Origin of the sequence: Acinetobacter sp. (assembly GCF_050285345.1) — a bacterium.
GTDB lineage: Bacteria > Pseudomonadota > Gammaproteobacteria > Pseudomonadales > Moraxellaceae > Acinetobacter.
The window spans coordinates 1-18,570 of the sequence record NZ_JBLZXR010000076.1; the positions used below are offsets into that span (position 1 = coordinate 1).

Annotated in this window: 16 protein-coding genes; 12 read left to right on the forward strand and 4 right to left on the reverse strand. The window is 39.7% G+C overall.

Annotation, left to right across the window (positions count from 1 at the left end; translation table 11 throughout):
• Nucleotides 1-212: 212 nt before the first annotated feature.
• From ACN6OV_RS06960 to ACN6OV_RS06995, 8 genes are all read left to right on the forward strand, one after another.
• The gene (locus ACN6OV_RS06960; protein WP_427951240.1) at nucleotides 213-1,052 is read left to right on the forward strand and encodes an IS3 family transposase; all 840 of its coding nucleotides are present in this window, start codon (nucleotides 213-215) and stop codon (nucleotides 1,050-1,052) included.
• A 627-nt stretch (nucleotides 1,053-1,679) separates the two neighbouring features.
• A complete protein-coding gene (locus tag ACN6OV_RS06965) occupies nucleotides 1,680-2,429 on the forward strand; it encodes a HesA/MoeB/ThiF family protein (protein WP_427951209.1) in 750 nt (249 codons plus the stop codon).
• Between the two features lie 58 nt (nucleotides 2,430-2,487).
• Nucleotides 2,488-3,786, forward strand: a complete 1,299-nt coding sequence (locus tag ACN6OV_RS06970; protein WP_427951211.1) for an ABC1 kinase family protein — start codon at nucleotides 2,488-2,490, stop codon at nucleotides 3,784-3,786.
• Between the two features lie 80 nt (nucleotides 3,787-3,866).
• A complete protein-coding gene (gene folB, locus ACN6OV_RS06975; protein WP_427951213.1) occupies nucleotides 3,867-4,247 on the forward strand; it encodes a dihydroneopterin aldolase in 381 nt (126 codons plus the stop codon).
• Nucleotides 4,204-4,653: a 2-amino-4-hydroxy-6-hydroxymethyldihydropteridine diphosphokinase gene (locus ACN6OV_RS06980; RefSeq protein ID WP_427951215.1), complete on the forward strand. Its 450-nt coding sequence runs from the start codon at nucleotides 4,204-4,206 to the stop codon at nucleotides 4,651-4,653. Before folB ends, ACN6OV_RS06980 begins: the two co-directional genes overlap by 44 nt.
• Before the next feature lie 149 nt (nucleotides 4,654-4,802).
• Nucleotides 4,803-5,384 (forward strand): DedA family protein, encoded by a 582-nt coding sequence (locus tag ACN6OV_RS06985; protein ID WP_427951217.1) that lies wholly within the window; start codon nucleotides 4,803-4,805, stop codon nucleotides 5,382-5,384.
• A 69-nt stretch (nucleotides 5,385-5,453) separates the two neighbouring features.
• Complete coding sequence (locus ACN6OV_RS06990; protein WP_427951219.1) at nucleotides 5,454-5,858, forward strand: hypothetical protein; 405 nt, start codon at nucleotides 5,454-5,456, stop codon at nucleotides 5,856-5,858.
• 24 nt (nucleotides 5,859-5,882) lie between these two features.
• Nucleotides 5,883-6,143, forward strand: coding sequence for a hypothetical protein (locus ACN6OV_RS06995; RefSeq protein ID WP_427951221.1), 261 nt, complete (start codon nucleotides 5,883-5,885; stop codon nucleotides 6,141-6,143).
• 65 nt (nucleotides 6,144-6,208) lie between these two features.
• Here the strand turns inward: ACN6OV_RS06995 and coq7 are convergent, their stop codons facing one another.
• Both coq7 and ACN6OV_RS07005 read right to left on the reverse strand, forming a co-directional pair.
• Entirely contained in the window at nucleotides 6,209-6,844 is a 636-nt protein-coding gene (coq7, locus tag ACN6OV_RS07000; RefSeq protein ID WP_427951223.1) for a 2-polyprenyl-3-methyl-6-methoxy-1,4-benzoquinone monooxygenase, read from the reverse strand.
• Nucleotides 6,845-6,847: 3 nt separating this feature from the next.
• Nucleotides 6,848-8,167, reverse strand: coding sequence for an MFS transporter (locus ACN6OV_RS07005; protein ID WP_427951225.1), 1,320 nt, complete (start codon nucleotides 8,165-8,167; stop codon nucleotides 6,848-6,850).
• Nucleotides 8,168-8,343: 176 nt separating this feature from the next.
• Here ACN6OV_RS07005 and ACN6OV_RS07010 point away from each other — a divergent pair, with 176 nt between their 5' ends.
• A complete protein-coding gene (locus ACN6OV_RS07010) occupies nucleotides 8,344-11,088 on the forward strand; it encodes an autotransporter assembly complex protein TamA (RefSeq protein ID WP_427951227.1) in 2,745 nt (914 codons plus the stop codon).
• 23 nt (nucleotides 11,089-11,111) lie between these two features.
• Complete coding sequence (locus ACN6OV_RS07015) at nucleotides 11,112-15,635, forward strand: translocation/assembly module TamB domain-containing protein (protein WP_427951229.1); 4,524 nt, start codon at nucleotides 11,112-11,114, stop codon at nucleotides 15,633-15,635.
• Nucleotides 15,636-15,715: 80 nt separating this feature from the next.
• Here the strand turns inward: ACN6OV_RS07015 and xseB are convergent, their stop codons facing one another.
• A complete protein-coding gene (gene xseB / locus ACN6OV_RS07020) occupies nucleotides 15,716-15,910 on the reverse strand; it encodes an exodeoxyribonuclease VII small subunit (protein WP_427951231.1) in 195 nt (64 codons plus the stop codon).
• On the reverse strand, nucleotides 15,903-17,183 hold the full coding sequence (gene xseA / locus ACN6OV_RS07025; RefSeq protein WP_427951234.1) for an exodeoxyribonuclease VII large subunit: 1,281 nt from the start codon (nucleotides 17,181-17,183) through the stop codon (nucleotides 15,903-15,905). The genes xseB and xseA overlap by 8 nt, the downstream gene beginning before the upstream one ends.
• 183 nt (nucleotides 17,184-17,366) lie before the next feature.
• Here xseA and ACN6OV_RS07030 point away from each other — a divergent pair, with 183 nt between their 5' ends.
• The gene (locus ACN6OV_RS07030) at nucleotides 17,367-17,726 is read left to right on the forward strand and encodes a hypothetical protein (RefSeq protein WP_427951236.1); all 360 of its coding nucleotides are present in this window, start codon (nucleotides 17,367-17,369) and stop codon (nucleotides 17,724-17,726) included.
• A gap of 260 nt (nucleotides 17,727-17,986) precedes the next feature.
• A complete protein-coding gene (locus ACN6OV_RS07035; protein WP_427951238.1) occupies nucleotides 17,987-18,256 on the forward strand; it encodes a hypothetical protein in 270 nt (89 codons plus the stop codon).
• Nucleotides 18,257-18,570: the final 314 nt, after the last annotated feature.

The following is an 18,570-nucleotide window of genomic DNA, read 5'->3' on the forward strand; positions in this document are numbered from 1 at the left end:
TCAGTCGTTTTAAATTCTCAATTAGGTAATCCTCCTTTACAGTTGGAAAAATTAATTAAAAGTTGAGATTGGCGTATTGTTAATAAGCCTGATCATGAAAAAACACATGCTGAACTTCAACGTGAATTACAATATTTACGTGCCGAGAATGCTTACCTAAAAAAGCTCGATGCCTTGCTGAATCCCCCAAAAAAGACCAACAAGCAAGGCTGATTCATGATTTAAGTAAAGATTTTCCATTACCTTTACTGTTATCTATCGGTAATTTAGCCAAAAGTAGCTTCTATTATCACAAGGTAAAGCTTGATGTGACCGATAAATATGCAGAGCTAAAACAGCAAATTCATCAAATTTACCATCAACATAAAGGTAGATATGGTTATCGGCGAATTACCTTAGCTTTAAAACAGCAAGGAATTACGCATAATCACAAATTAATTGCCAAACTCATGAAAATTCAAGGTTTAACATCATTAATTCGACGTAAGAAATACAATTCTTACAAAGGTACATCGAACAAAATAGTTAAAAATAAACTCAAACGTAGATTTAAAGCGAAACACTCGAATATGCGTTGGCTGACAGATATAACGGAATTTAAAGTTGCGGATACGAAGCTGTATTTATCCCCAATTTTAGACTGTTACAACAATGAAATTGTGAGTTATACACTTTCCAGACGCCCAGTATTTGCATTTGTTAAAGACATGCTTGATCAAGCAATAGGCCAATTACCCAGCATACGCAAATATAAGCTTATGCTACATTCCGACCAAGGTTGGCATTATCAAATGAGTCAGTTTAGGAAGATTCTTAAACAGAATAATATTAAGCAGAGTATGAGTAGAAAAGGAAATTGTTGGGATAATGCTTTGATGGAGAATTTCTTTGGGACATTAAAATCAGAGACGATTTATCTTGAGAAACCCAAAAGTATCGAGGAATTAGAACAACAAATTCATGATTACATCCATTATTATAATCATGAAAGAATACAACTAAATTTAAAAGGATTGAGCCCTGTTCAATTCAGAACTCAATCCTGTTGTTAACTAAACTGTCCAAGATTTGGGGTTCAGTTCATTAGTGGCGGTTTTTTTGATGGCCATGTGGAAATTGAATTCCACACTTCAGGCATTTCGCAATATTCAAATGCATCATCTTATATTCAGTAAAATGATGCTGACAAAATAACTGCTTGAAAGATCGCATAATCATAAGGCACTCCAAACATTCAAAACGTCATCTGACGCAAAAAGCTTGCAGTTTAGTCTTTCCCAATGTCCGTAAACACATAGTAGGAAGGCTATTGTTTACTGCTGCGGTTATGAGGCACTCACAGCTAACCCTGTATTCGTTAAACATTCATGGCGTCGATTATTTTTTAGAATACTGAGTCATCATAGCTTGAATAAAAAATATGTCAAATTTCAAATATTTATTTAATTTTTTAAACTTATTTTATTCTAATTTTAGTGATTCATGTTTTGTTTATGTGCCTGATGAAGTCAAAAGTAATTTGAGCACAAAAGATAAACCAGCATACAGTAGAAGCTTTGGTGAAATAAACAGCATTATCCAATGCCATTGCTGAATGCTTGGTTAAATTTGACTATACTCAGCATCTACATCGCCTCTCACACAAGGATAGACAGTCAGTGACACCGTATGATTCAGACATGGAATTAAGCGATGATGAAATGCATCTATATAGTCGTCAGATTCTGCTTGATGGTTGGGACTTAGAGGCACAAGAAAAATTAAAACTCGCCAATGTGCTGATAGTTGGTTGTGGAGGAATTGGTTGCACCACAGCCGAATTACTTGCACGTGCAGGCGTGGGTCAAATTAGCTTGATCGATGCGGATCAAATTGAAATCAGCAATTTACAACGACAAATTGCCTATACCGAACAGGATGTCGGTTTTTATAAAGCTGAAATATTGGCCAAGCGTTTACATAGCATCAATCCGCATATTCGTGTGATTGCACATACAACTCAACTCGATCTAGATAATGCCGATGCTTTAATTGAGACACAAGATTTGGTGTTAGATGGCTGTGATAATTTTACCACGCGCTATTTGGTCAATGCGGTCTGTCAAACATATCATGTGCCTTTAATCAGTGCGTCTGCCATTGGTTTTCAAGGACAACTGTTTATGGTTGAAGGCGATTCGGCATGTTATGAATGTTTATTTCCCAAAGAACAACATGCCTCAGAAAGTCTACGCTGTGCAGACTCAGGTGTTTTAGCCACGACGCCGAATGTCATGGCGAGCTTACAAGCCCATCATGCCTTGTTATATCTGGGTTTGGGGCGTACACCTTTAAAGCAAAAGTTAATACTTTGGGATGGACTGAGCATGAAGCAACGTTTATTGGCTTTTGAAAAAGATTTGAATTGTCCAATTTGTCAGGCAATCTAAAGCTGCACAGTACGATTTTTTTGTTAAACTCACCTCAATCATTTTTTACTCCGACATTATGAAAAACAATATCTGGTTAGATGGAATTCGCTCTGTCGCTCGTATGGGTGAGACAGCAGTCGTTGCCGCGAAAGCTGGCATTAAATACGCAACAGAAAAACCCAGTAACGCAAAATTAATGCGTGAAACTTTTGAATCTTTGGGTTCAACCTATATTAAATTAGGGCAGTTTATTGCCAGTACGCCTTCTTTGTTTCCGCGTGAATATGTTGAAGAATTTCAAGGCTGTCTGGATCAAACGCCATCTTTGCCTTTTAGCTATGTGCAACAAGTATTGGCGTCTGAATTTGCAGGGCGTAATTTAAGTGAAATTTTTGCATCTATTGATGAGACGCCTCTGGCTTCGGCATCGATTGCACAGGTACATGCAGCTACTTTAGTGAGTGGCGAAAATGTTGTGATTAAAGTACAAAAGCCGGGTGTAGAAACCATTTTATATACCGACTTAAACGTACTGCATTGGGCGACCAAGTTACTTGAAAAAGTTGTACCCAAAATTAAATTCGCTTCACTTGCAGATATTGTGGAAGAAATTAAAGTCCGCATGGTGCGTGAAGTGGACTTTATTGAAGAAGCACAAAATTTAGATGATTTTATTAACTACTTAAATGTCACCAAAAACAACGCTGCAACGGCACCAAAAGTTTATCATCAGTACTCAACCCGTCGCGTGCTGACCATGGAACGCTTATATGGCGTACCACTGACTGACTTTGATGTTGTTAAGAAAGTTGCAAAAGATCCTTCTCAAGTGCTTGTAACAGCAATGAATACATGGTTCGGTAGCCTCATGCTATGCAACAGTTTTCATGCGGACTTACATGCCGGCAACCTGATGTTACTGGATGATGGTCGTGTCGGTTTTATTGATTTCGGTATTGTGGGCCAACTGAAACCAGAAGTCTGGACAGCATGTATTGCCTTTATGGATGCACTGCAAAAGACCGATTACATTCTCATGGCTGAAAACATGCTGAAAATGGGCATGACCGCAGTCAAAATTGATACACAAGTGTTGGCAGCTGATCTTGAGCGTTTATTTAGTGGTGTCATGTTGGCTGATCCGCAAGAACTGTTGACTTCCAATCCTGCTGACTTAAACGACATTATGATGGATATGGTGCAGGTCGGTGAGCGCCATGGTATCCGTTTTCCGCGCGACTTCGCGTTGTTATTTAAGCAAATGTTGTATTTCGATCGCTTTATGCGCATCCTTGCGCCGTATACCGATATTTATGCAGATCAGCGTATTCAAATGGTGCAAACTATCGATCCAAATATGTTGTTAAAAAACTAAGTCAGATTAAATACTTTCAATCTCCTGCTTTAAAAGTGGGAAATTGAAAGGAATGAAATTAAGGTCAGTGAGAGGAAAAGATGGACGCGATTATCATTGAAGGACTGAAAGTGGATACTGTCGTTGGCTGTTTCAATTGGGAACGTCAAATTATTCAGCCTTTAATGTTAGATCTCATCATTCAAAATAATTTAGAGCAGGCCGCATGCTCCGATGAACTTGAAGACACGTTAAATTATGCTGAAATTTGTGAAATTTCGGCAAAAGTGATTCAGGAGGCACAGCCTAAATTGATCGAACATGCAGCAAAACTTGTAATCGATGCACTTTTTTCTACCTATGCCAGTGTGGAATCTATTATGATTACCATCCGTAAGCCTGCCATTATCGCGCAAGCAAATTCTGTAGGAATTCGTCTTGAACGCCACCGAAAAGATTTTCGCCCTCGCTCTGGCGAGTAATTTCAATCCAAAACAACATTTTCAATATGTGATTGAAGCGCTGGAACAATTCAATACTGTTCAATTTTCTTCAATTTATATCATTCCATGTCGAGATGGGATTGGGGTAGATTATTGGAATGCGGCGTGTTTGTTCAGGTCAAATCTTTCTGTCGATGCTATGCTAGCGTTACTTAAAAAAATGGAAGCAGATTCGGGTCGTGTGCGTCCATCGCATCAAATTACCTTGGATGTTGATTTGATTGCATGGGGTGAAAATCTAGAACAGATGCAGTTTAATCCGAAGAAATTACCTCTCGCACTTGATGTCAAAATTCCAATGTTTGATGTGTGGAAAAATGACATGTTCAAACATGAAGTACATCATTTTCCTCAGGTGAGTTGCCAACAGGTTCTTGCACCTTAATCAAATTCTTTGCGATATGGTCAATTTGTTAGACATATATTTTCGAACAGAAGTTTAATAAGAAAAATCGTTCAATCATTTGCTTATAAAGCCTAGCGTGTCATCAAATCCATCGCTACATTATTCTTTTTACTCCAAAAAAGAATAAGATGAACTGGGCAGAGCTAATTCAGCATTATGGCTATATTGCAATTTTTATCGGTGCCTTGTTTGAAGGTGAAACAGTATTGATGTTAGGTGCTTATGCCGTTCATCAACATTTAATGAATTTCCCGATGTTAATTGTTGCAGCGATGTTCGGTGGTTTTATTGGTGATCAGTTTTATTACCAACTTGGGCGGCGTTATGGCGAAAAACTGATTCAATCCAAAGTAGGTTATGCACAAAATTTTGATCGTGCGAGCCAGTTTATTGAACGTTATCCTATTTTGACCATTTTATTTATGCGCTTTGCTTGGGGGTTGCGTACCGTGCTGCCAATCTCTATTGGTATACGCGCTTATCCATTTTGGAAATATGTGCTGATTAATTTAGTGGCCTGCTTTATTTGGGCGGTTATCGTGGTGACTTTCGGTTTTCAAATTAGTCATTACCTACATTTATTTTGGACAAAAATTTTGTCTTATCATCAAGATATTTACATCGTTATTGCCGTTATATTATGTATCTTATTATTCCGTGTATTCTATATTGTGTTGAAGTGGTGGCGTAAGTATCATCAACATTCATAAAGTGGCTGATCTTATCCAGTAGTTAAAACATAACTCAAAATATTTAAAAGGATATTCAATGAGAGCAATATGGGCTTAGGTTATGGTGCAGGTGCTATTGCCTTTATCATTATATGTTTTTCGGTGTTGCTGGTTATATTGGTGATTCCAGCCTGGTTGGGTTGGAACGCTTGGCAGAAAAAACAACAGAAATTAAGTAAGTATCATCCTAAACTAGATAAAACTGTAAAGTGGGGGTTATCGACTTTACTGTTTTTCCCAATTTTTGTTCTCCTGAGTTATGCAGAGATTGCTTTTTCAAATCATCAGTCAGATCGTGCTTATCAAAAGTATATGGCGCAAATTATTATTCAGCTTAAAGAACCTTTAGCATATGGCGAGGTTGTGCTCCCTGTAGGCACGTGGATTAATCGAGATTTTGGAGTGGGTTACACAGTTGAATCTATGAGTGATATTCGTCAAGGTTTGACATAGGCCCGTTTTCCACAACCTGTTCAATTGGCTGGATTTGATGTTATTGCATTTGAGCTGCATCGTCATTTATTGCTGGAATTGGTACATGATCAAACCGTTGTGATTAATAACCAAAAGGAAATTTGTCCGGCAGGATGGCTGCTTGAATTAGGTGGAGCGGGTTATCCGTCCACTGAGCAACTTTATAGTTTGAATTTTGATTGGTTTACACCAAGTCAATGGCAGCCTATTAACTGTTTTGATGCTGAAGGAATTATTGTATTAGAATCAAAAAATTACTCATGAAAAAAGCCTGCAATATTGAACAGCAGGCTTTTTTCTCACTATTTTATAAGTGTTAGCGAAAATCATTAAATGTAATAACTGGTTTTGGTCATTAGTTTAGAAATACCAGTCATGGCAATGCGAACTGGAACAGGAAGGTCTACACCACCTGCATTGAGTGCTGTATCACGGTGATGCAACTCATCTTCATTCATTTGTACTAAAATTTTACGTGAACGCTCGTCTTGTTCAGGGAGTTGGCGGATGTGGTCTTCTAAATGTAGGCTGACTTGGCGTTCAGTTTCAGCAACAAAACCTAAACTGTATTTATCACCTGCAATACCTGCAAGCGCGCCCATCCCAAATGATAGTCCGTACCAAACAGGGTTGAGTAAACTGGTATGACTATCTAGTTCTTTTAAGCGGTCTTCACACCATGCAAGGTGATCTTGTTCTTCAATCGCGGCTTGTTCCATTTCACGGCGTACATTAGGGAGTTTCGCGGTAAGTGCTTGCCCGTGATACAACGCTTGGGCACAGACTTCACCACTGTGGTTGACACGCATTAAGCCCGCAACATGACGTGCTTCGCTCACAGCCAAATGGGTGCTTTCAGCCGTCGATGGATTGTCACGATGTGCGGCAGTTGCACCCGGAACTAAACTACGTAAGGCTTGATCAAAAGAATGAATAAGTTTGTCGACACCTGTAAATTGACGCATGGATTAATCCTCCAGAGAGACTTGCGTAGCTTTGAGTAAGGGGTTGATACGTATTAACAGCCAAATACAAAAGATTGCACTGAATATAGCAGTGATACAAAAAAGTATTTTAATATCAATCTGTAATACGCTCAGAATGATAATCGAAAATATAGCAGAAGATACCATAAATACGGCATTTAAAATGTTATTGGCCGCAACGACCCGCGCACGATGTGAGCGAGGAGAATAGGCTTGCATCATCGCATACAGCGGAACAATGTAAAAGCCGCCACTAATACCCAGTAAAGTCACCGCAATCATGACATGGTAATAACTCCAGCCTTGATGAAAAACTTCAGAGAGTGTAATTAAAGGGCCAGTTTGGGCTGGGATGAAACTTAAGCTCAGCGCTAAATAGAAAGAAAATACGGTTAAGCCGACAGCACCAATCGGCACCATTTTAATATTGACCTGACTGCCGCCCAGTTTACGACACAGCAGTGAACCAATGCCAATACCGACAGAAAAGAAGGTGAGTAAAAGACTGACCACATTTTCAGAAGCATGCAGATTTTGTTGGGTCATTTGCGGAATTTGAGTCAGATAAGTTGCACCGTAAAACCAGTACCAAGAATTTCCCAATAAAATGGTAAAAATCAAAGGTAAACTTTTTGCATATTTTAGGGTTTGATAACTGGTGCGGAAAAAATTCCAGTCAATTTTTAAATCAGGTGCAGTCACGTTTTGTTTAAGGATAAAACGACTAGAAAGATAGCCCAAGATGGCAATGGTTATCACGGTCAGACTGATCCAGGTTAGATTACCATGTGAAGAAGCAATAACAGCGCCGCCCAAAATCATACCAAATAAAATGGCCATCGATGTTCCCGACTGGAACAAAGCATTGCCAGACATCAGTTCATTGGGTTTTAAAATTTCAGGCAAGATCGCATATTTGATGGGGCCAAAAAAGGTGGAGTGAACTCCCATCATGAATAATGCCAGTAACAGTAGCCCAATATGCCCGGTAATAAAGCCCAAACTCCCAAGCAACATGATGATAATTTCTAAAACTTTAATACCGCGGACAAGTTGTGAACGTTCGAACTTATCTGCGATCTGTCCAGCAGTCGCTGAAAAGATAAAGTAGGGTAAAATAAACAGCAATGCAGCCAGATTATTGAGCGTACTGATGGCTAAATTTTGCTGTTGGATTAGTCCATAAGTGATAACCAGAAGCAACGCTTGTTTATACACATTATCATTGAGCGCCCCAAAAAACTGGGTCAAAAACATAGGCAAGAAACGGCGTGTAGCTAGCAGATGTTCATTGTTGTTCATAAGCGTCTTGCTTCATTAAGTTTTATTAAGAAATGTGAGTGATTGGTAAAAACTCTAAAAAAATCATGTAATATGTTTTGAGTTTGGGGATGGCGAAAAATCAATAGATATAAGCTCTTGAGCTCAGAATCTACTTACTTTCGCTCATTACATAATGAAATTTGTTAGAGTTTGCTATGTCTGCAAAAATCAAGTTTAAAAAAACAATGCTTCATCACAGTATGGCTCACTACATACGACAGCATCATAGCAACAAAAGCCTATATCTGAGCATTTTTTTAACTTTGGCTGCTCAGCATAGTTTTGCCCAAACACCACAAAATAATACAACTGAGCCGAGTGATACAAAAGCAGAGATTGTTACCGAAATCAAGGATGAGGCTGTAAAACAGGGAATTTCAACACCTGAAGCCATTGAAAAAATTGAAACCATGCATGAACCTGAAGAGTCGGTTGATAGCATGAAAATGTTGCAAGAACAGCAACAAAGTGCTTCACAGCTTGAGGTGTTCAAACCGATTGAGTTTGACGATCTTGAGAATTTGCCTGTGACTCCTGTCGATCAGAATATGGCAAATGAAATTTTTCAGGTGGCAGAAGAGGCGAAACGCCAAGCTCAAGAATACCGTGCCACTCAGCAAAATGAAGTGGTAATTTCTGATATTACCCAACAAGAATTATTAGAAATTAACCAAGCACCTGTGAATATTGAACAGTTGATGGGTGAAATACGTTCAGATAAAGAAATTATTGCTTCACGCAATGAAGATGCCAAAACTTTAAATGAGTTGAGCCTTAGTGATACAAAAGAGGCTGAAGAACCGGGTTTCTTTAAGCGGATTTTATATAAAGTCCGTCCGCCGCGTCACTTAAATACCGCCAGAGTTCCTCGTATTTCAGCAGAGGTACAAATCACATCTGCACACAACACCAGTAATGTGTCTAGTAAAGAATATGGTGCAGCGCTTGAAAGCTTAAAAGATAATATCAAAGGGCGATTATCGAGTTTTACCCAAGAATCGTTTAGTGATTTCCCTTCGGCATTACCACAGCTACGTAGTTTGTCCAAGCAAGCGGCTCAAGCTGTTGGTTTTTATCAGTCTGAGTTTAAATTTGAAAAAATTTCAGACAATAAAGTGCGTGTATTAGTTACGCCCAATGCACCTGTTGAGATTGTGCAGCAAAACATCGAATTTTCGGGGCCTGGTGCTAATCAAGCGCAGTTTCAGGTCATTGGTGTCTTACCAGATCAGGAAGAAGGTGACATCCTGAATCATGGGGATTATGAAACCACCAAGAGTCGAATTAATGAAGCTGCTTCTAATAACGGCTATTTTGATTCTTACTGGCGTTTGCACGATGTTAAAGTCGCGCAGCCGAAAAATACCGCAGATATTAATTTACGTTATGAAACCGGTGAACGGTATAAACTTGGTGATGTTGAATTTAGGATGAGTGATCCGGAGGCGGAATTTCCATTGGATCGTGACATTTTGGAACGTTTAGTGACATGGAAAGATGGTGCAGATTATACCTTCTGGCGTGTCAATAGTTTGGCCAATAACCTAACCAACTCGCGTTATTTTAATTACACGTTGGTTGATGCGATCCGTCCAGATCCAATTGAAAAGCCTTTAGAGCTTCCACCAGATATTCAAGCTTTGGTGGATCAAAATCAGTTGTCGGCACGTTCAGCCGTAGTTCAAGATCAAAAAGAAGTTGAGTCGAATAAAGAAGTCACACAAAAAGTCGTAGATGAAGGGCAATTTGCGGGGGTAAATGAGCCTGATCAATCTTCTAAATTACGGACTTTGCAAGATACTCAAGATGCAAAACAACAAGAGCAAGAGCGCTTAAAAGCACAAGCGCGTGAAGATAAAAAAGTCCCTGTGATTGTGACGCTGAATGCAGACAAGTTAAATAGTGCTGAAGTCGGTGCCGGTTTTGGTACAGATACGGGCGCACGTGTACGTGGTCAGTACCGCCGTGCAATTGTGAATAAACGTGGTCATTCATTTGATGCCAATATGGAAGTGTCCAAAATCCGTCAATCAATCGATGGACGCTATAACATTCCCTATAACCATCCTTTGAATGATTATATCAGTCTTGTTGGCGGTTATGAGCGTGAAGACCGTGATGATGTCGGTCAGGGCGTTAACCTCTTAATTGAATCTGCGGTTGCAGGTGTTGACCGAGTTATTAAAAATCCACGCGGTAGTTGGCAGCATACTTTTGGAATGCGTTATCGTTTAGACCGAATCACCAATGATGGCCTGAATACAGCAACGGACGATATTCCCGATGCGTTCTTGGTGAATACCAATAATCAGCAGCAATCTTTATTGGTTGGTTATGAAGTCTCACGGACAGATTCAGATAAACGTGTCAATCCATCCAAAGGCTTTAAACAAACCTATAAAGTCGAAGTCGGGAGTGAAAAACTTCTCTCTGATGCCAATATGGCCATTATGAATGCGGGATGGCGTTTTATTTACTCTTTGGGTGAAAATGACAATCATCAGTTCGTGGGTCATAGTGATGTCGGTTATATACTGACGGAAGATTTTGACAAAGTTCCTTATAATATTCGATATTTTACTGGTGGTGACCAAACCATTCGTGGTTTTGATTACAAGAGCTTAGCCGCAGAAGAAAATGGCTATAAAATTGGTGGTCAAGTCCTTGCAACCGGTTCATTAGAATATAACTATCAGTTTAAAGAGGGCTGGCGTGCTGCGGTATTTAGTGACTTTGGTAATGCCTACGATAAAGATTTTAATACGCCGACTGCTTATAGTGCAGGTTTAGGAATTCGTTGGGCATCTCCAATTGGCCCAATTCGTTTAGATGTGGCAACGGGACTCTCGGATGACAGCAAACCCATCCGATTACATTTCTTTATTGGCTCACAATTATAAATTTTAGGTGATTTAGGTTATTTATGACTGAACACGAACAGCAGGAACCCGAAAACGAAACTCCGGTAGAACAGACTCTGCCGAAGAAGCGTCGTATTCTCAGAAGTGTCATTTTGACCTTCGTGTTTGTGCTTATCTTTTTGCTTGCTGCTTTGGCAGTGATGTTCTCTACAGATAAGGGAAGTAAATTCCTGCTCGATCGTGTGCTCGAACGCCAGCAAATTATTCAATATGAATATGAAGGCGGTAATCTATGGCGTGGAATTATTCTAAAAAATGTCGTGGTGTCCCTAAAGCCTGTTGATGTCAAAATTGACCGTGCTGATGTGACCTTGGGTTGGCGCGCCATCATCAATAAAGAAATTCACTTGCAAAATGCAGATGTAAAAAATTTGAAAATTATTACCAAGGGTGAACCAAGTGATAAGCCTTTTGCCTTTAGTGAAATTCGCTTGCCTTTCGTACTTCGGGTTGATCATGCCAATTTAGATCATATGCTGATTAAAACGCATAGTGCAGGTATTGATTTTTATGATATTGAGTTAAATGAAGCACTGTGGTCTGGTACAGAACTCAAATTTAAAGATTCACGCGTGGATATGGGCTATTTGTCGGTACGCGGTGCTTCAGGAAATATGAAGTTTGAAGGCAAATATCCACTGGATGCGGTAGGGATTGTAAATTTACCTTCCTTGCGTGACAGCTTAAATATGCACGATATTCAGGTGGTTGCGAAGGGAAGTCTAGATACGATCCAAGCGGGCGTGGCAACACATACTCCAGATTTACTGACAGGTTGGGCAGTTGTACATCCAATCCGACCCGATGTTCCAATGTTTGGTGCGTTGAAATTTAAGGACTACACATTACCACTGCTCAAAGAGCAAGAGCTGTTGGTGAAAAAGGGTGTGGCAAAATTTGAGGGTGATATTAAACGTCTCAATCTGGACCTAAATGCCGACTTAAGTGGTAAAAATATTCCTGAAGGGAAATATAACGCCATTATGCACACTGATTTGGTCAATCAATTGGATATTACCAATCTCAATGGTCAAGTCATGGGCGGTACAGTGAATGTTGGTGGGGTGGTCAGTTGGCAAGACCATGTGTATTGGGACCTACAAGGTCGTTTGGATAAAATTAATCCTAAACATAAATTAATTCCGCAAGTGGTTCAGGACTTTTTACCCGTAAGTCTTAATAGCAATATTGCGTCTAAAGGCAGCCTTGAAAAAGGTATGCATTTAACTGCAATGGTGGATTTTGACAAGTTTGAAACTTGGAATTTAAAACTTGATCAACAACCTGATAAAAATAATAAAGCACAACCGATGTTGATGGATGTGTCATGGAAAAATATTGATCGTGCTGTACCGTATGTTGGTTGGTTAAGCAGTGCATCGGGTAATGTACAGTTGGCACTGACTGAAGGTCAGCAAAATATTAATGTCACAACTATTGTGTCGCGACATGAAAAAGCTACTTTGCCAGCTGGACAATATCAAGCCAAACTAAATTTAAAAAACAATAATTTAAATATTCCTGCATTTAGTTATATCGCAGAAAAAGGTCAGCTTAAAGGTAATGCCATTGTCGAGTTACCTGATAAAAAACGCATGCTGAAATGGCAGGCAAGTCTTCAAGCTCAGCACTTCAATCCACAGACGATAGTTGTTGCAGCGCCAGTTGATCAAATCACAGGTTCTTTAAAAGCCAATGGTTATGCAAAACCAAATCAACAAATTATTCAGTTAAATAATATTGATTTGACGGGGCGTTTGGCACAACAAAATGAAACTGTACATTTAACAGGTAAATCGACAGCAGCCTTAACTTTCCATGATGAGAAAAAAGGTGGTGGATTTAAAGCATTTGCGGTGAACTATGATGGAGCTTTGGATGCAAGTCAGCTTGCAGCAAGTAAAGGCACTTTAAATTTCAAAGTTTCAGGCACACCTGAACTGATTAAGATTGCCGAACTACGTCATGATGGTATTGCAGGTAAAATTTCGGCCAATGGTCAAGTTAGTTTAACTCAAGCCATTGGTTGGGATATTAATGCTTCATTGGTACATTTTAAACCGCATTATTTTGCGTCCAATGTACGTGGCGAGTTATCCGGTAATTTAAGAACCAATGGTGTTTGGTCAGACTCACTCAAACGTATTCAAATTGAGCGTTTGAATTTGGCTGGGATGATTAATAACAAACCTGTACGTGGTCAAGGCAACTTGGCACTGGTGATTAATTCAAACCAATCAGGTTTCATGCCAAAACAGTTTGAAGCGAATAATTTGCTGTTGGCTTATGCCAATAACCAAATTCAAGCAACAGGGAATGCACAAAATTTACAGTTAAAAATTAATGCGCCAGCTTTGTATGAACTCTATGCAGGCTTACGTGGTCGCGCCTATGGTTATTTAAATATACAAGCACAGCCGCGTTTACAAGCCTCAACCAATATCGCGGTAGATGACTTTGCATTAGGTAATTTATTTAGCGTGAAAAAAATCCGTGTACAGGGTGAGTTGCCAACCTCTGCGACAACACCAAGTTTATTAACGGCAACAATGGATAATTTGCGCAGTAATAACCGCGAAATTAGCAAAGGTCAGATTTCGTTGGCAGGGACACGCAGTGCTCACTTATTGAAAGTGACTGCTGAAAATAAACTTTCACGCTTCTATGTACAGTTGGCCGGCGGTTTTAATGCACAAAATAATTGGCTCGGTCAAATCCAAAAAGGTGATTTCGACTCATTGCGGACGCATTTGGTTCAACGTCAAAATGCTTCGGTAATTTATAACTCCGCACAGTCTGATCTGTTTGTCGGTGCACATTGTTGGATGAGTCAGCTCAGTGAAGTGTGTTTTGACCAACCGATTCGTGTGAGTAAAACCCGTGGTAACGTTTCATTTGTGACCAAAAACTTAGATCTGAATGACTTTGCAGCCTTCATGCCTGAAGGATTGGCGATTACTGGTAAAGTGAATGGCTATGCCAAAGCCTCTTGGGCACAAGGTGCTAAACCAAAAATTGATGCACGTTTGGTAACACGTGATGGTTTATTGGGTTTGTCTGCGGAAGATCCACAATATCTAGCGTCTACACTTAAATATGATGAAGTTGGATTGATTGCCAAGAGCGTGGCTGATGGTTTACAAATTCGTTTAGATACCAAGGCACCGGATATTGGTACAGGTTATGCCAATATTATTATTGATCCGTACAAAGCCAATAAACCTATTCGCGGTGAAGTTGCCTTTAATCAAGTGCAATTGAAAATTATAAAACCGTTTATTCAAGATGTGCGCTCGATGGGCGGGACTTTGTCCTATGCAGCCAAAATTAGCGGGACACTCAGTCAGCCTTTAATGGATGGCGAGATTCGTGTCAAAGACGGTTCGATCAGCATGATTTCATTGCCCGTGAATTTAACCAATATTCAATTATATTCAGCGGTGCGACAAAACCATGCCACGATTGATGGCGCGTTTAACAGCGGTCGTGGTGTAGGCAAACTGACGGGCGATATAGACTGGAAAAATGATCCTCGGATTCAATTACAGTTAAAAGGTTCTGAACTGCTTGTGCGTCAAGCCCCATTGATTACAGCTGTGGTAACACCTGACTTGTCCTTAGATGTGCTGCCAATGAAAAAACAGTTAACCCTCAAGGGGAAAGTGGATATACCGCGTGCATTGATTTCAATGCCTGAAGCTTCAGCAACGGTGGTGGGAGTCTCTCCAGATGTACGCGTGGTCCATGAAGGCGATAATCAACTGGAAATCTTAAGATCTGCACGCCCGTGGGATATTCGTGCGGATGTACAGGTGAGCCTAGGTAACCAAGTCATATTTCAGGGTTTTGATAGTCGTATTCCGTTGATTGGTCGGTTGAATTTAACTCAACGTGGTCTGGAAACAGCGATGCGTGCTAATGGTGCGATTGGTGTGCCACAGCGCGTGAAAATTGAAGCCTATGGTCAAAGCCTTGACTTGAATCGTGCGATTGCACGTTTTAATGGACCATTGGCCAATCCAACATTGGATATTGATGCCAATAAATTGGTTCAGGGCAGTACTGTTGGGGTGCGTGTCACAGGTACAGCATCTAGCCCAGCGATTCAGGTGTATAACGATGCCGGCTTATCTGAACAAGAAGCCCTCAATGCCTTAATTACTGGGCGTATTAATGAAGGGAGTTCGGGTTTAAGTCAGGCAGAAGGTTTCCGTTCGGACGTGAACAATACCATTGCAGCGGCTGGTATTAGTATGGGCCTGGGAGGGACACGTGCATTGACCAATCAAATTGGTCGTACATTTGGTCTCAGTGGTTTAGCCTTAGATGCGCAAGGGACTGGCGATGATACACAGGTGTCTTTGACTGGTTATATCACACCAGACTTGTTCATTCGTTACGGTGTTGGGGTATTTACACCTGTGAACAAATTGACCTTGCGTTATCAGATGAACCAACGGTTGTATTTAGAGGCGAGTCAGTCTTTAGAACGCGCTATCGACTTATTCTACAATTGGCGCTTCTAACCCATTCATTAAAAATAAAAAAACGCAATTTTCGAGTTGCGTTTTTTTATGGTTGTTTTAATTTAAAAGATTAAATTGAATCACTCTTTAAAAGTATCATTCAAAGCTTGTTGAACGGCTTCAACACGCGTTTTACATGCTTTATAGGCATTCATGGATTCTTCAACCAGACTCATTAAATTATCAATGTCTGGTTCTTGCTGAGATTCAAGTTGTTCTGCATTACGTTTTAGAATTTCATAGCCATCTTTAAAATTTAAATTTTCATTACTCATAGATTTTTACCTGTATGGGCTGAATTTCGGCAGTCATGATGCCGTCATGCATTTCGATTTGAATTTCTTGCGCTGTTGGAGAGGAATTAAGTTGAGTAATTGAGCGTACTGCTGTCGCTTGAGTACGGACAATGGCATAACCTTTAGACAAAATATGTTGTGGGTTTTGCAATAAGGTCTCGCGCATCAATCCTTCAATCTGTTGTGAGGCATTCTTCAACTGTAATTCTGCAAAATAAGCCGTATGGTCTTTAAACTGTTGCAATAAGCGACCGGATTCTTTAATTTGCGCCTGAGCAGCAGTCTGAATAATTTTAATTAGTTGATCATTTTGATTTTGATACAGGCTAATTTGATGTTGAGAACGTAGTTGAATGCTTTGCAAGGCATCAAGGACGTCTTGGCAGCGTTCTGCAATATGGTTTCGAATCCCGCCAATCACTTTACTTGGTGTATCAAAAGAACGATGCGCGATTTCATCCAAAATGGTTCGATCTTTTTCATGCCCAATACCAACCCAAATGGGCACAGAACGTTTACACAACAAAGCAGCCAAGTCATAGTCATTGAGGTAAGCAAGGTCATTGACAGCACCACCACCGCGAATGATGACAATCAAATCAGGTGCAGTGCTATAGTTAGCTGCCCATTGCCTTAAGCCCTGAGCTAAAGCATCTTTAATACTTTGTGCAGCGTGATTGCCCTGAAAAGTGGCCGCATGATAAACAAATTCACAGACACCTGCTTGCTCTAGCGCATCTGCATCTTTTTTAAAGTCACCCAAGCCGGCAGCATTTTCGGGTGCAATGACCAATACTTGTTGGATATCAAAAGGCGTAGGGAGCTGTTGGTTGTGGTGTAGCAAACCTTCTTGGGTTAAACGCGCTACAATTTGTTGATATCGACGTGCTAAATCACCCAAAGTAAAACTAGAGTCAATTTCTTCAATATTGACGGAAAAACCATATTGCGGATCAAAGCGGGCACGGACTTTGACCAAGACATTTAAATCTCGATCTAGTTCGATTCCGCCTTCACGTTGAAATTTTCCCACAACTTTTGCCGCGGTAAATTTCCAGATGGTGGCTTTACAACTGGCAATTACCTTATCGCTGTCCTGTTCTTTTTCCGCAAGTTCAAGGTAGTAATGACCACCTTTGACATTTAAATTGCGAATTTCCGCTTTTACCCATACAGCATCGTCAAATGCCAGTTGTATGACTTCTTTAACGGCAGATAAGTATTCGCTAAGACTAAATTGAGCTTCGGACATAAAGGGGGGGGATAAAGGAAAGTTCATATAAATATTAAATAAATATTTTGTAATTGCAAATGATCATTTCTGCCTAAAAATTGAAAATCTCCGCAAAATAATGGCTGCAAGTGTCAGTGCGTTCGTGGAAAAAATGACAAATGCGGGGCAATCTTTTATATTGCATCTCAATAGGAGAGATTCATGAAAAAGTTATTTGCTTTATCTGTGATTGCAGCACTAGTAGGCTGTGCTGAAAAAGCGCCTTTAACCCCAGAGCAGCAGTGGCAAGGTTACTGTAAAAGTGTAGGGAATGCTGCGCGTACAATTATGCTAGATCGCCAAAATGCGATTGAAAAAGAAAAAGCTGTTGAACATGCTGCTAAAATTGAAGATGAAACCACCAAGAAGTTCATCATGGAAATTTTAGAAGAGGTTTATGCTTTACCTGAAGCTGAAATCAAAACAGATATTGAAGGTGCTCGTGAAAGAATTCGTGTGAAATATACTGAAAAATGTATTGCGACACCGCATACAGAAATGCCAGATTACAAACCGTTCTAATGAGCGGTTTTTTATGTGATCATTTTGTAAATTGAAGCAATAAATCCAGTTTTTTGATCAGTGTTAATTCCATACCATTATTACGATGATCAAACCGATATATCGAATATAACTACTAAACGAATAGACGAAATCGCCATATAAAATAGCCTAAGCAAATTACTCATAAATTGTGACAAGTTTATAAATCATAAATATAGAAAAGCTTATCTTTTTAATGAATAATGCTTGCATAAGCAGAAGAAAGAAGGAGCGGCAGAATGGAAGTGATAGGCTACATGCATAACGCTGACCTACTCCTCGAAGATGAGCAAGGCGTAGCGATTATTGGCGGTGGAAACTATGTATTAAGTATTGGCGATAAAGTCATCTTACGCCAGAAATTAGAGAGTGAATCTCAACGCTATTTGGTGGATATTTCATTTGCCAGTAATCAACACCAAAGCATTTGCCAAGATGAGTGGTGTGTAAAATTTACCGGTGATCAAGCAGAACTACAGCAATATTTAACTTTAAACACAGTCCACTAAGGTTGAATAGGCAAGCTTTTCAAAAACAGGCAACATTGGGTTGCCTGTTTTTATAAATAGATTTTAGTTAAAAGTTAAAAATCACGCTAAAAAAGTGCTCTAAGTATCGAATTTGCTTATTGTATAAACGATATGTAGACCATTTATTTATAAAATAATGGGCATCACAAAGAAACACGCTGCTTGCATTAACTTTTAACTGGAATTTTAGTAAAATTCAGTAGTCCATATTATTTGCGTAGCTTTATTTAAAGCAGGAATACGTAAATAATTTTTTAAAAAAGAGGAATAACACCGTGCTAGAAGCTTACCGC